Source organism: uncultured Pseudomonas sp. (assembly GCF_943846705.1).
In the GTDB taxonomy this organism is placed as follows: domain Bacteria; phylum Pseudomonadota; class Gammaproteobacteria; order Pseudomonadales; family Pseudomonadaceae; genus Aquipseudomonas.
In genome coordinates, this window is record NZ_OX044366.1 from 1691946 (window position 1) to 1704896 (window position 12951).

Annotated in this window: 9 protein-coding genes; all 9 read left to right on the plus strand. The window is 56.1% G+C overall.

The features are described 5' to 3' along the window. The first annotated feature begins 94 nt into the window (after window positions 1–94). The 9 genes from Q0V31_RS07980 (at window position 95) to gltB (ending at window position 12937) form a co-directional block, all read left to right on the plus strand. Window positions 95–1159, plus strand: a complete 1065-nt coding sequence (locus tag Q0V31_RS07980; protein ID WP_298186566.1) for a pilus assembly protein PilM — start codon at window positions 95–97, stop codon at window positions 1157–1159. Further along, a complete protein-coding gene (locus tag Q0V31_RS07985; protein WP_298186568.1) occupies window positions 1159–1731 on the plus strand; it encodes a PilN domain-containing protein in 573 nt (190 codons plus the stop codon). Before Q0V31_RS07980 ends, Q0V31_RS07985 begins: the two co-directional genes overlap by 1 nt. Then, on the plus strand, window positions 1728–2351 hold the full coding sequence (pilO, locus tag Q0V31_RS07990; RefSeq protein WP_298186570.1) for a type 4a pilus biogenesis protein PilO: 624 nt from the start codon (window positions 1728–1730) through the stop codon (window positions 2349–2351). The genes Q0V31_RS07985 and pilO overlap by 4 nt, the downstream gene beginning before the upstream one ends. Before the next feature lie 5 nt (window positions 2352–2356). Then, the gene (gene pilP / locus Q0V31_RS07995; protein WP_298186572.1) at window positions 2357–2872 is read left to right on the plus strand and encodes a type 4a pilus biogenesis lipoprotein PilP; all 516 of its coding nucleotides are present in this window, start codon (window positions 2357–2359) and stop codon (window positions 2870–2872) included. 52 nt (window positions 2873–2924) lie between these two features. Then, entirely contained in the window at window positions 2925–5039 is a 2115-nt protein-coding gene (gene pilQ / locus Q0V31_RS08000) for a type IV pilus secretin PilQ (protein WP_298190975.1), read from the plus strand. Between the two features lie 4 nt (window positions 5040–5043). Beyond that, window positions 5044–5562 (plus strand): shikimate kinase AroK, encoded by a 519-nt coding sequence (gene aroK / locus Q0V31_RS08005; protein WP_298186575.1) that lies wholly within the window; start codon window positions 5044–5046, stop codon window positions 5560–5562. A 51-nt stretch (window positions 5563–5613) separates the two neighbouring features. Continuing rightward, window positions 5614–6717 (plus strand): 3-dehydroquinate synthase, encoded by a 1104-nt coding sequence (aroB, locus tag Q0V31_RS08010; protein ID WP_298186577.1) that lies wholly within the window; start codon window positions 5614–5616, stop codon window positions 6715–6717. Window positions 6718–6727: 10 nt separating this feature from the next. Beyond that, entirely contained in the window at window positions 6728–8260 is a 1533-nt protein-coding gene (locus Q0V31_RS08015; RefSeq protein ID WP_298186580.1) for an AAA family ATPase, read from the plus strand. Window positions 8261–8488: 228 nt separating this feature from the next. Next, window positions 8489–12937 carry a glutamate synthase large subunit gene (gene gltB / locus Q0V31_RS08020; protein ID WP_298186583.1) on the plus strand — a complete coding sequence of 1483 codons (4449 nt, stop codon included), beginning with the start codon at window positions 8489–8491 and terminating at the stop codon, window positions 12935–12937. Window positions 12938–12951: the final 14 nt, after the last annotated feature.

A 12951-nucleotide genomic window follows, 5' to 3' on the forward strand; every position in this document is an offset into this window, starting at 1 on the left:
GCCGGGTCGCCATTTGCGCTTCTGTCAAGACTGTTATTTAATGTGAAAAAACATAATTAGTCCGTAAGTCGCGGATGCCAATAGGAAATCGGTCGTGCTAGGGCTCTTCAATAAGAAAGCGAATACGCTACTCGGGATCGATATCAGTTCGACCTCCGTCAAGCTCCTCGAATTGAGCCGCTCCGGAAGCCGCTACAAAGTAGAGGCTTACGCAGTCGAGCCGCTCCCGCCAAACGCTGTGGTCGAAAAGAACATTGCCGACCTAGAAGGCGTGGGGCAGGCCCTTTCACGTGTGCTCGCCAAATCCAAGAGCGGTGTAAAAACCGTTGCGGTGGCTGTGGCCGGATCAGCAGTGATTACCAAAACTATCGAGATGGAAGCCGGGCTTTCTGACGATGAACTGGAAAATCAGCTGAAGATCGAGGCCGATCAGTACATTCCTTATCCGTTGGAGGAGGTTGCGATCGATTTCGAGGTTCAGGGTGAATCTGCACGCAATGCTGATCGGGTTGAAGTGTTGCTTGCCGCTTGCCGCAAAGAGAATGTTGAGGTTCGCGAGGCTGCTTTAGCGCTTGCTGGATTCACCGCCAAAGTGGTTGACGTTGAAGCCTATGCGCTTGAGCGTGCATACAGCTTGCTGGTTGATCAGCTTGGCGGGGGGCGTGACGAGTTGACTGTGGCGGTTGTTGATATTGGCGCAACCATGACCACGCTCAGCGTCCTGCATAACGGTCGGACTATCTACACCCGTGAGCAACTGTTTGGTGGCAAGCAACTCACCGAGGAAATTCAGCGTCGTTATGGGCTCTCTGTTGAAGAGGCAGGTCTTGCCAAGAAGCAGGGCGGCTTGCCGGATGACTATGACAGCGAAGTACTGCAGCCATTTAAAGAGGCTGTGGTTCAGCAGGTTGCTCGCTCCCTGCAATTCTTCTTCGCCGCGGGGCAGTTCAACGATGTCGATTACATCCTGCTAGCGGGTGGTACGGCTTCAATTCCGGACCTTGATCGCTTGATCCAGCAAAAAATAGGCACCCAAACATTGGTCGCCAATCCATTCGCTGAGATGGCGCTGAGTGGCAAGGTTAATGCCGGTGCACTCGCCAGTGACGCACCGGCCTTGATGATTGCCTGCGGTCTGGCGATGAGGAGTTTTGACTAATGGCGCGGATTAACTTACTCCCCTGGCGTGAGCAATTACGCGAAGAGCGTAAACAGCGTTTTTTGGTAACGCTTGCTGGTGTATTCATTGTGGCGGCTGGTGCTGTATTTCTAGGTGACCAGTACCTCAGCGGTGCGATCGAGCAGCAAGACGCGCGGAATGAATTTGTTCGTAAAGAAATCGCTGTCTTGGATGCGCGGATCAAAGAAATTAGCGAGCTTAAAACTCGTCGCCAGCAGCTTCTTGAGCGCATGAAGATTATTCAGGATCTGCAGGGTAATCGGCCGATTATCGGTCGTGTCTTCGATCAGTTGGTTCGTACGCTGCCAGACGGTGTGCATTTTACTGGCGTGAAAATGACAGTGAAAAATATCGCTATCGTGGGTGCGGCCGAGTCGAATAACCGTGTATCGAACCTGATGCGTAACCTGGATGCTTCTGAGTGGTTGACGGCGCCAAACCTCACCGAGGTTAAATCTGTAACAGCGGGGGCGGTTGATCAAGCGAATGTCTTTCAATTAAGTGTGCAGCAGACCCAGCCTGCGCTCGCTGCAGAGGGGGCTGCGCAATGAGTCTTAATGATTCCTTAGAAAGTCTGCGCCAAATTGATTTGAATGATCTTGATTTTAATAACGTTGGCTCGTGGCCTGCGGCAGTAAAATTTATTGCGGGTGCTTTGCTGCTGGTGGTGGTGGTTGCGTTGGGCTACAACTTTCACCTTAAAGACTTGCAAGCTAGTTTAGAAGGCAAGCAAGCTGAAGAGGTGTCCCTGAAGGAGCAGTTCTCAAGTAAGGCTTTTCAAGCGGCAAATTTAGATGCCTATAAAGAGCAAATGCAAGAGATGGAGGTGTCGTTTGGTGCGCTGCTGAAACAGTTGCCGAGTGATACCGAGGTTCCCGGCTTGCTTGAAGATATAACCCGGACCGGGTTGGGGAGCGGTTTGGAGTTCGAAGAGATTAAACTTCTGCCTGAGGCGGCTCAGCAGTTTTATATCGAACTCCCTATACAGATTACAGTTGTGGGTGCCTATCACGACTTGGCGACCTTTGTCAGCGGTGTTGCGAGTCTTCCGCGAATTGTTACGCTGCATGACTTTGATCTTGTCCCGGCTAATGATAATAGTTCTTCTAAGTTGCGAATGAGCATATTGGCCAAGACTTATCGTTATAACGATAAGGGGGAAGTTCAGTGAAGCTTATGAAGTCTGTTTTTGTTTTGTCATTTTTGATTGTCTCTGGTTGCGATGGGCGCGGTGGCTTTTCTGATCTTCAAGCCTATATGGATGAAGTGCGAGCGCGTCCTAAGGGGGAGATCGAACCGCTGCCGACGTTTCAGCCTTATGAAAGCTTTACATACAGCGCTGCAGCGCTGAGAAGTCCGTTTCAGCCGCCGGTTAAGCTGGAGATGGCTGATAGGCAGAAAGGTTCTAAGGATGTGAAGCCCGATGAGGCGCGCACAAAGCAGTTTCTTGAAGGGTTTAATATCGAAACCTTTGTGATGGTCGGTACCTTGGCGAATGATTCCGGCGCATTTGCGTTGGTCAGTGGCGCGGGTGGCGTTCACCGGGTTCGAGTCGGTGACTACTTAGGCCGTAATCATGGTCGAATACTTGCCATAGACGAATCAAGGGTTGATGTAATTGAAATCGTTCCGGATGGCGAGGGTGGTTGGTTAGAGCGGCCGCGTAGCTTGTCCCTTAAGGAGCGCTCTTAAACGGAGCGGAGTGAATATGAAGAAAAATAACCGATCTGCTCAGTGGAATATGATGAACATATCCCCATCTTTTTTAGGGTTTCCTCTTTTGGCTGCGCTTCTCTCGCCATCACTAATGGCCGCAGACCTGCAGGCGCTTGACGTGGCTGCGTTGCCCGGAGACCGTGTTGAATTAAAATTAACTTTTGACGAGCCTGTGCTGGCGCCGCGGGGCTACACCATTGAGCAGCCAGCGCGTATTGCGCTTGACTTGCCTGGGGTCTCTAACAAGCTAGGTGCCAAAACCAGAGAGTTAGGCGTAGGTAATGCGCGCAGTGTTACCGTTGTTGAGGCGAAAGACCGTACGCGACTTATCATAAACTTGACCAGTCTTTCTCCATATAACACTCGTGCAGAAGGGAATAGCGTTTTTGTGGTGGTGGGGGAAGGTGGTAGTAATGTTGCGTCTAATGCTCAGCCAGTGGCGCCTGCAGCAGCAGTGGCCGTCACTGCAAAAAAATATGCAGCTCAGTCAAATGCGATCAGCAATATCGACTTTCAGCGCGGAGAGTTGGGTGAGGGTAATATCGTAATTACTTTGTCCGACGCCTCTGTTAGCCCTGATATTCAGGATCAAGGCGGGAAAATCCGTTTGGACTTTGCCGGGACGCAGTTGCCAGAGTCGCTAAGGGTAAAGCTCGACGTAAAAGATTTTGCCACGCCTGTTCAGTTTGTCAGTGCTACAGGTACAGCCAATAAAGCAAGCATTCTGATTGAGCCTGTGGGTGTTTATGATTATCTGGCTTACCAAACAGATAATAAGCTGACTATTAGTGTAAAGCCGTTGACCCAGGATCAGGCGGAGCAACGTAAAGCCGATAGCTTCTCCTATACGGGTGAAAAGCTATCGCTCAACTTCCAAGATATTGATGTTCGTTCTGTCCTGCAGTTGATTGCAGACTTTACGGACCTCAACTTGGTTGCTAGTGATACGGTGGCTGGAAATATTACGTTGCGCCTGCAGAATGTTCCGTGGGATCAAGCCTTGGATCTAGTGCTCAAGACCAAGGGGCTTGATAAGCGGAAGGTCGGTAATGTGCTGCTGGTTGCGCCGGCTGACGAAATAGCGGCGCGTGAACGTCAAGAGCTTGAGTCAAAGAAGCAAGTTGCAGACCTGGCTCCTCTGCGCCGGGAGCTTATTCAGGTCAATTATGCCAAGGCTTCCGATATGGCTCAGCTGTTCCAGTCCGTGACAAGCGCGGACGGTGCAGCAACTGAGCGCGGCTCGGTGACGGTTGATGATCGAACCAATAGTATTATTGCCTACCAAACACAAGAGCGGCTTGATGAGTTGCGCCGGATTATCGCGCAGCTTGATGTGGCTGTGCGCCAAGTAATGATCGAAGCTCGTATTGTTGAGGCGAATGTCGATTACGATAAAGCTTTGGGTGTGCGTTGGGGTGGTTCTGCCACGCGTGGAAACTGGAGCGCGTATGGTAAAGACGGTGCTCAATCGTTTAATGATGAGGGGCAGCGGCTTTTGCCTGGTACGGACACCATTGGTGGTTTCACTCTAGAAGATGGCGTGGCGCCTGTTCCGTTTGTAGATATGGGCGTGTTGGGGAGCACTTCGGGTATCGGTATTGGTTTCTTGACCGATAATATTGTTTTGGATCTTCAGTTGTCGGCGATGGAAAAAACCGGCAACGGTGAAATTATTTCGCAGCCGAAAGTTGTTACCTCTGATAAAGAGACGGCGAAGATCCTGAAGGGTTCAGAGATTCCTTATCAAGAGGCAAGCTCGAGTGGTGCTACAACGACCTCGTTTAAGGAAGCCGCCTTGTCCCTTGAGGTGACGCCGCAAATCACTCCGGATAATCGAATTATCATGGAGGTCAAGGTCACTAAAGATGCGCCTGATTTTGCCCGGGCCCTGAATGGTGTGCCGCCGATCAATAAGAACGAAGTTAATGCCAAGGTTCTTGTGAGCGACGGCGAGACAATTGTCCTCGGTGGGGTTTTCTCAAATACCCAAACTAAAGGTGTTGAGAAGGTACCTTTCCTTGGGGACCTGCCTTACTTGGGGCGTTTGTTCCGTCGCGATATTGTTCAGGATAATAAGTCTGAACTCTTGGTATTCCTTACTCCGCGTATTATGAACAACCAAGCCATTGCGGTGAGTCGTTGATTCAGTGCGTAATTTGATCCTCGTTGGCCCGATGGGTGCTGGCAAAAGCACCATCGGGCGTCTGCTTGCCAAAGAATTGCGCTTGCCGTTTAAAGACTCTGATAAAGAGATTGAACAGCGTACGGGTGCGGATATTCCCTGGATCTTTGATGTGGAAGGTGAGCAGGGGTTTCGTGAGCGTGAGCAGGCGGTAATCGCAGACCTTTGCGATGTTGACGGTATGGTCTTAGCCACCGGTGGCGGGGCGGTGATGCGTGCAGAAAACCGCATTGCGTTAAGGCGCGGCGGTCATGTGGTTTATCTGCATGCGTCCGTTGAGCAGCAAGTTGATCGTACCTCACGTGATCGTAATCGCCCGCTACTGCGCTCCGCAGATCCCGGCAAGGTATTGGCTGAGCTGTTTGCGCTTCGTGATCCGCTCTACCGTGAAATCGCCGACGTGGTGATCGAAACCGACGAGCGTCCACCGCGCCTGGTTGTGCAAGAGATTCTTGAGCGCCTCGAGGCGCTTTCTCCCCGTTAAAGCGCAGGCTGAACTGCGCTATCCTAGGCTCCTTTGTATCTTGGGGGCTTTATGCAAACTCTTCGTGTCGAACTTGGTGAGCGCGGTTATCCGATCTACATCGGTGCCGAGTTGTTGGCTCGTGGTGATTTGCTGGCAGCGCACATCGTGGGTCGGCAAGTTGCAATAGTTACTAATGAAACAGTTGCCCCCCTGTATTTGGCTGCACTTGAGCGCTCACTCGCGGGCTGCGCCATTGCTACTGTGGTTTTGCCGGATGGCGAGAGCTATAAAACCTGGGAAACCTTGCAGCTGATCTTTGACGGTCTGCTGGGAGCACGGCATGACCGGCGCACGACGGTGATCGCATTGGGTGGCGGTGTGATCGGCGATATGGCTGGGTTTGCAGCGTCGTGTTATCAGCGTGGCGTGAACTTTATCCAGGTGCCGACCACGCTGTTGTCGCAGGTCGACTCATCTGTCGGTGGCAAGACGGGTATTAACCACCCGCTGGGCAAAAATATGGTGGGGGCTTTCTACCAGCCACAAGCTGTGTTGATCGATACCAATACCCTGGTTACTTTGCCGATTCGTGAGCTGTCTGCGGGTTTGGCGGAGGTGATCAAGTACGGTTTGATCTGCGATGAGCCGTTCCTGTCCTGGCTTGAGGAGCATATGCCAGCGCTGCGCGCCCTTGATCAGGCTGCGCTGACTACGGCAATAGCGCATTCCTGCGCGGCTAAGGCGAGTGTTGTGGCGGCTGATGAGCGTGAGTCAGGGGTGCGTGCGACGTTGAATCTTGGGCACACCTTTGGCCATGCCATTGAGACGCATCAGGGTTATGGTGCCTGGTTGCATGGTGAGGCTGTTGCGGCGGGTACGGTGATGGCGTTGGATATGTCCGAGCGTCTGGGCTGGATTAGCCAGGCCGAGCGTGAGCGTGCCGTTCGCTTGTTCATTGCCGCTGGGTTGCCGGTTGTTCCGCCCGAGAATATGACGCCAGAGGACTTTATGGAGCATATGGCGGTCGACAAGAAGGTGCTTGATGGCAAGTTGCGCTTGGTCTTGTTGCGTGGCTTGGGTAAGGCAGTTGTAACCGGTGATTTTCCCCGAGAAATTTTGAATGCCACGCTGAGCGCAGACTATGCGGCGCAGCTGGCTCAGCTTAAAAATTAACGAGTACTCCATGACAAGTTTGCATGCTGACGAGGCGTTTCTCGATCACTACCAGTTCACCCATGATCCCTTTGCTTCACGGGTGCCGGGGTTCAAGTTCTTTCCGGCGCAGCGTAAGCCGGTGCTTGGGCAGCTGCACCATCTGGCGCGTTACAGTCAGCTGCTGCTGGTGGTCAGTGGGCCGGATGGCAGCGGTAAGACATTGCTGCGTCAGGCGCTGGTAGCGAGTACCAACAAGCAGGCGGTGCAGAGTGTGGTGGTGTCCGCAAAGGGCGCGTCTGATCCCGCGAGCATTTTGCGTCAGGTCGCGCAGGGCTTGCAGGTGCAGCGTCCTGAGTTGCCGGGCATCCTTGCCCAGGTTGGCCAGTTGGCGCTAACCGGGCAAGAAGTTTACGTGCTGGTTGATGATGCCGAGGACCTTAGTGATGCCGCGCTGAGCAGCCTGTTAAGCCTCGCTGCGGGGAGTGCAGAAGGCCGCCCGCATGTCTTTCTCTTTGCCGAGACGCAGTTGCTGCCGCGGCTTGAGCATCTTGCTGCGGGCGAGGAGTGTTTTCATGTCATCGAGTTGCAACCCTATAGCGAGGAAGAAACGCGAGAGTATCTGGCTCAGCGGCTTGAGGGTGCGGCGCAAGGGATTGAGGTGTTAAGTGATGATCAGATCGCCGATATTTACGAACAGTCGGCTGGTTGGCCGGGGTTAATCAATCAAGCTGCGCGGGAGTCGCTGATTGAGGCGATGCTGGCGCAGCGCGGTGCGGCGAGTCGCGGTGGTTTTTCTTTCAGCTTGCCGCGCAAGCATCTGCTCGCTCTGTGTGTGGTCGCTATCGGCGTTATGGCCGCCTGGTTTATGCAGGGGCGGGTTGATAAGGATGTAGCTGTACCGGTCATTGCCCAACTGCCTCTTGGTGGGGTTGCACCATCTGCAGTGGCTGCGCAACCGGCGACTGCAGCGGTTGCGCCTGCGATCCAGTTCGATGGCGCAAGCCAGCCGCTGCCGTTGCCTCTAGTAGGTGAGGCGCAGCCTGTTATTCGTGAGCCCTTGGCTCAGGCCGCCGGCATGAGCGGTGCGGAGGAAGCTGAGGGTGCTTCGGGGGCTGCGGACATCGCAATAGAGCCTGCTTCAGTGGAAGTGGCGAGCGTTCCGGTTGCGCCTGTGGTCGTCGAGGTAGAGAAGGTTGCGCCGCCGGCCGCGCCTGTACTCAAGCCGGTTGCGCCCAAGGCTGTTGCGGTGTCAGCGCTCGCTAAACCTGTTGTGGCGGGTGGTTGGTATGCCACTCAGGCGGGTTCGCGCTTTACCTTGCAAATCCTCGGTGCTCGTTTGGAAAGCGCTGCGCAGGCGTTTGTAAAAGCTCATGGCGCGGATTACCACTATTTCAAGAAGCAGCATCAGGGTAAGCCGCTTTACGTGGTCACTTATGGCAGTTTCTCGTCCCGAGATGCAGCGCAAGCGGCCTTGCGCGCCTTGCCGGCCAAGGTGCAGGCGGGCAAGCCGTGGCCGCGTAATTTCGCCGGTATCCAGCAGGAGATTGCTCAGGCGCGCTAATTTAAGTGCTGTGACTTGCTGGTCGGTAGCACGACCTTGTGGTCTTATCCTTCGCTTTAGCGACATAAGCTTGCATATTTTCGCCAGCTGGGTTTGTGGCGGCCTGAGTGGATATGTACAATGGCTGCCCTTTCGCCTGCGCAAAGCTGGTGCTTTGACCTGCGCGCACGGTAAGTTATTGAATTAGAAAGTAATTGCCTTGCAAAAGGTCGTCTGGTGAGGGTCTCTATGAAAGCAGGTTTATACCGTCCTGATGAGTTCAAGGATAACTGTGGCTTCGGCCTTATCGCCCATATGCAGGGTGAAGCTAGCCATCACCTGCTGCAGACCGCGATTGAAGCCCTGACATGCATGACCCACCGTGGCGGGATCAACGCCGACGGTAAAACCGGCGACGGCTGTGGTCTGCTGATCCAGAAGCCTGATACTTTCCTGCGGGCCATGGCCCAGCAGCACTTTGCCGTTGAGCTGCCCAAGCAGTACGCCGTCGGTATGGTGTTTCTCAACCAGGACCCGGTGAAGGCCGAGGCTGCCCGTGAGAATATGAATCGCGAGATTCTGGCTGCCGGCCTGAGTTTGGTTGGCTGGCGCAAAGTGCCAATCGACACCAGCGTGCTCGGGCGTCTAGCCCTTGAGCGCTTGCCGCAGATCGAACAGGTGTTTGTCGGCGGCGAAGGCCTGTCCGATCAGGAATTCGCGATCAAGCTGTTCAGTGCCCGTCGCCGTTCATCCGTGGCCAATGCCGTGGACAGCGACCACTACATTTGCAGCTTCTCGCACAAGACCATCATCTACAAAGGCCTGATGATGCCGGCCGACCTGCAGCAGTTCTACCCAGACCTGGGTGACGAGCGCCTGCAGACTGCCATTTGTGTATTCCACCAGCGCTTTTCCACCAACACTCTGCCGAAGTGGCCGCTGGCTCAGCCGTTCCGCTTTCTGGCGCACAACGGTGAAATCAACACCATCACCGGTAACCGTAACTGGGCACAGGCGCGCCGCCTGAAGTTTGCCAACGACCAGATCTTTGATCTGGACGACCTTGGCCCACTGGTTAACCGCGTGGGTTCCGACTCATCGAGCATGGATAACATGCTTGAGCTGATGGTCACCGGCGGCATCGACCTGTTCCGTGGCGTGCGCATGCTGATTCCGCCAGCCTGGCAGAACGTCGAGACCATGGACGCCGATCTGCGCGCGTTCTACGAATACAACTCCATGCACATGGAGCCGTGGGATGGTCCGGCCGGCGTAGTGCTCACCGACGGTCGTCATGCCGTGTGCCTGCTCGATCGTAACGGTCTGCGTCCGGCGCGTTGGGTCACCACCAAGAATGGCTACATCACCCTGGCCTCTGAAATCGGCGTGTGGAACTACCAGCCTGAAGATGTGGTTGCCAAGGGGCGCGTCGGCCCGGGGCAGATTCTCGCAGTCGACACCGAAACCGGACAAATTCTCGGTAGCGACGACATCGACAACCGCCTGAAGTCGCGTCATCCCTACAAGCAATGGATGCGCAAGAGCGCGCAGCGTATTCGCGCGACTCTGGAAGACCGTGACCACGGTTCGGCCTTCTACGAGCCGAACCAGCTCAAGCAGTACATGAAGATGTACCAAGTCACCTTCGAAGAGCGTGACCAAGTGCTGCGTCCGCTCGGCGAGCAGGGCCAGGAAGCTGTGGGCTCGATGGGTGACGACACGCCGATGGCGATTCTTAGCCAGCGCGTGCGTTCGCCGTACGACTATTTCCGTCAGCAGTTTGCCCAAGTCACCAACCCGCCGATCGACCCGCTGCGTGAAGCTATCGTCATGTCGCTGGAGATCTGCCTCGGTGCCGAGCGCAATATCTTCGAAGAGTCGCCCGAGCATGCTGTGCGGGTGATTCTCAGCAGCCCGGTGATCTCGCCGGCCAAATGGCGCGCGCTGATGAACCTGGATCGCCCAGGTTTTGAGCGTCATTTGATCGACATGAACTATGACGAGTCGATGGGCCTGGAAGCCGCCGTGCGCAACATGGCGGACCAGGCTGAAGAAGCCGTGCGCGCCGGTAAGGTGCTGCTGGTGCTGTCCGACCGGAATATCGCGCCTGGCAAACTGCCGGCTCACGCCTCCTTGGTCACCGGTGCAATCCACCACCGTTTAACTGAGAAAGGCCTGCGCTGCGACTGCAACATCCTGGTCGAGACTGCCACCGCCCGCGACCCGCATCACTATGCGGTGCTGCTCGGCTTCGGCGCGTCGGCGGTCTACCCGTACCTGGCTTACGAAGTGCTGGGTGACCTGATTCGCACCGGTGAAGTGCTGGGCGATCTGTATGAAGTGTTCAAGTACTACCGCAAAGGCATCTCCAAAGGCCTGCTGAAGATCCTCTCGAAGATGGGCATCTCCACCGTGGCGTCTTACCGCGGTGCGCAATTGTTCGAAGCAGTCGGCCTGGCCGATGACGTCACCGAGCTGTGCTTCCGTGGTGTGGCCAGCCGCATCAAGGGCGCGCGCTTTGTCGATATCGAAGCCGAGCAGAAGTTGCTGGCGGCCGAGGCGTGGAATGCGCGCAAGTCGATCCAGCAGGGTGGCCTGCTCAAGTTCGTCTACGGCGGCGAATATCACGCCTACAACCCGGACGTGGTGAACACCTTGCAGGCCGCTGTGCAGCAGGGCAGCTACGAGAAATTCAAGGAATACACCACGCTGGTTGATACCCGTCCGGTGTCGATGCTGCGTGATCTGCTGCAGTTGAAACTGGCCGACCAGCCGTTGCCGCTGGAGCAGGTTGAGCCGCTCGGCGAGATTCTCAAGCGTTTCGACTCCGCCGGTATTTCCCTCGGCGCATTGTCGCCGGAAGCCCACGAAGCCATCGCCGAGGCGATGAACCGTCTGGGCGCGCGCTCCAACTCCGGTGAGGGCGGTGAAGACCCGGCTCGTTACGGCACGCTGCGCAGCTCGAAAATCAAACAGGTGGCCACCGGCCGCTTTGGTGTCACCCCAGAGTACCTGGTCAACGCCGAAGTGCTGCAGATCAAAGTCGCTCAGGGCGCCAAGCCCGGTGAGGGCGGTCAGCTGCCTGGCGGTAAGGTCAACGGCCTGATCGCCAAGCTGCGCTATGCCGTACCCGGCGTGACCCTGATTTCGCCACCGCCGCACCACGACATCTACTCCATTGAAGACCTGGCGCAGCTGATCTATGACCTCAAGCAGGTCAACCCGTCTGCTCTGGTGTCGGTCAAACTGGTGGCAGAAGCTGGTGTCGGCACCATCGCCGCCGGTGTGGCCAAGGCCTATGCCGACCTGATCACCATCTCCGGTTATGACGGCGGCACCGGTGCCTCACCGCTGACCTCGATCAAGTACGCTGGCGCGCCGTGGGAACTCGGTCTGGCTGAAACCCACCAAACCCTGCGCGGTAATGATTTGCGCGGCAAGGTGCGGGTGCAGACTGACGGCGGCCTGAAGACTGGTCTCGATGTGATCAAGGCTGCGATTCTCGGTGCCGAGAGCTTCGGCTTCGGTACTGCGCCGATGATCGCCCTGGGCTGCAAATACCTGCGTATCTGTCACCTGAACAACTGCGCCACCGGCGTGGCCACGCAGAACGACAAGCTGCGCAAGGATCACTTCATCGGCACCGTTGAAATGGTGATGAACTTCTTCACCTACGTCGCCGAAGAAACCCGCGAGTGGCTGGCCAAGCTTGGTGTACGCAGCCTGGAAGAGTTGATCGGGCGTACCGACCTGCTCGACATGCTGCCGGGCGAAACCGACAAGCAGCAGCACCTGGACCTGACGCCGCTGCTCGGCAGCGACCACATTCCAGCGGACAAACCGCAGTTCTGCCTGGTTGATCGCAACCCGCCATTCGACGAAGGCCTGCTGGCTGAGAAGATGGTCGAGATGGCTAAGCCAGCGATTGATGCGGCGAGCGGCGCTGAGTTCGAGCTGGATATCTGCAACTGCGACCGCTCCATTGGTGCCCGTGTCTCCGGCGAAATCGCCCGTGTCCACGGCAACCAGGGCATGGCCAAAGCGCCGATCACCTTCCGCTTCAAAGGCACGGCCGGGCAGAGTTTCGGCGTGTGGAACGCCGGCGGTCTGAACCTCTACCTGCAAGGCGACGCCAACGACTACGTCGGCAAGGGCATGACCGGCGGCAAGCTGGTGATCACCCCGCCTAAAGGCAGCCCGTTCAAGACCCAGGACAGCGCCATCATCGGCAACACCTGCCTGTACGGCGCCACCGGCGGCAAACTGTTCGCCGCAGGTACCGCAGGCGAGCGTTTCGCCGTGCGTAACTCCGGTGCGCACACCGTGGTGGAAGGCACTGGCGACCATTGCTGTGAATACATGACTGGCGGCTTCGTCTGCGTGCTGGGAAAAACCGGCTACAACTTCGGTTCCGGCATGACCGGCGGCTTCGCCTACGTACTCGACCTGGACAACAGCTTCTACGACCGGGTCAACCACGAGTTGGTGGAAATTCAGCGGATCAGTAACGAGGCGATGGAAGCCTACCGTACTCACCTGCAGCAAGTGCTGACAGAGTACGTGCAAGAAACATCGAGCGAGTGGGGCCAAAACCTGCTGGAAAATCTGGACGACTACCTGCGCAAGTTCTGGCTGGTCAAGCCGAAGGCGGCAAGCCTGAAGTCGTTGCTCTCCAGCACCCGTGCCAACCCGCAATAAGAATGCGCCTGAAG